Genomic DNA, 1,425 nt, shown 5'->3' on the forward strand with positions numbered 1-1,425 from the left:
TCAAGGCGTTACACCTGCCCATAAGGGACTTGCACCCTCTAGATTAATTATTTACCTTTCGGTAAACAAAAGATGCCCATGCTGGGCACACACACGGTGTATAAAACATAGCTAATAAGTGCTGAACCGAAAGGTTTGTGTTTTATTTGCTGAGACCGCCAAGTTTTTAATTTGGCTTATAAACTGAGAAATTAAATCAAAATATAAAAATTCGGCTCTGTGTTTATCCCAAAAAATAGTATCTATTTAGACGCTACGTTTCATACACAAGACCGTTACCTGCAATTAGAGAAGATGAAAAATAAGATTGAAAATTTAATATCGAAACTTCTTGACGACTCTTTAGCCCCTGGAGAATCTTTACCTGTGGGTACTTCTTACGATTCTTCCAAAACTGTAGCTTATCAGGCATCTAAAGAAATCCATAAATTAGATAGGGCTTCCATTAACACGGTTAAAGAAATATTGTTAAAAGAAAAAAACAAGGATAGGAAAAGTAAAGCATACTCAATACTGAGAATTTTAGCAGAAAAATATAATGAAGTAGAATTGATTTATTTCATACTCGACAACTTAAATCTCGAAAAGACAAAAAACATTATTAGTCTTCATTTAAGTGGTCTTGCTTGGACGAAACTTGAATTAACAGAAAGACTTGATATTGTTTTGGATTTTGTAAAAAGAAAAGAATGGCAAATACGACATTCTGCTATACAACTTCTTGCTCATTATTCAGTTCGAATTAGCGAAATAGAGAATTTATTGATTAACATCCTTAAAAACAGTAAAGACGAATATGATTTGTCGTATACAAATTCAACTTTACGAATAGTTGGAAGTTGTAAGTCCGTTGAATTCTTAAAAACTGTAATTAGAGAAAATAAAAAAACGGATGTTTTGACAACAGGAATCTATGCTTTAAGTGAAATTGACGGGAAAAACCAAGTAGATTTTTTTATGGAAATGATGAAGGATAAAAAGGATTCTTTCGTGAAATCGACTTTAACAAAACATATTACCAAGTTCTCCGACCAAAGAGCTATTGAATTACTGATTGACAGAGTAAAAAGGATATTGGCAAAAAAGAGAAATACCAATATGCACTATGGTTCTGACCAAAGTCCCGAGATCGTGTACGCTATTGATTTCTTAAGGAAATATGAAATTGAAGATGAACGAATTCCCAAATTATTGCAATGGATTGTCAATAAAAAATTAGACTTTTTAGATGAAACAGAATTAAGATGGGTAAAGGAAAATATTAAAAAAGCAGGTAACACTGTATAACAAATCATAGCACCCTGCGGGATGCTACGCTTGTTATACTATACGTTGGCAATAATGCTAAACCAAGACCCAATAAAGAAATATAATTCAAACATTGACTAAAAATGAAAACAAAAATTTTACTCTTATTAATTGCTT

1 protein-coding gene is annotated in these 1,425 nt (G+C 31.9%); it reads left to right on the top strand.

Going from position 1 to position 1,425, the window contains the following annotated elements; translation table 11 throughout:
* Window positions 1–219: 219 nt before the first annotated feature.
* Entirely contained in the window at window positions 220–1,287 is a 1,068-nt protein-coding gene (locus BLQ19_RS20850) for a hypothetical protein (protein WP_074539665.1), read from the top strand.
* Window positions 1,288–1,425 lie beyond the last annotated feature (138 nt).

Source organism: Cellulophaga baltica (genome assembly GCF_900102165.1).
Classification (GTDB): domain Bacteria; phylum Bacteroidota; class Bacteroidia; order Flavobacteriales; family Flavobacteriaceae; genus Cellulophaga; species Cellulophaga baltica.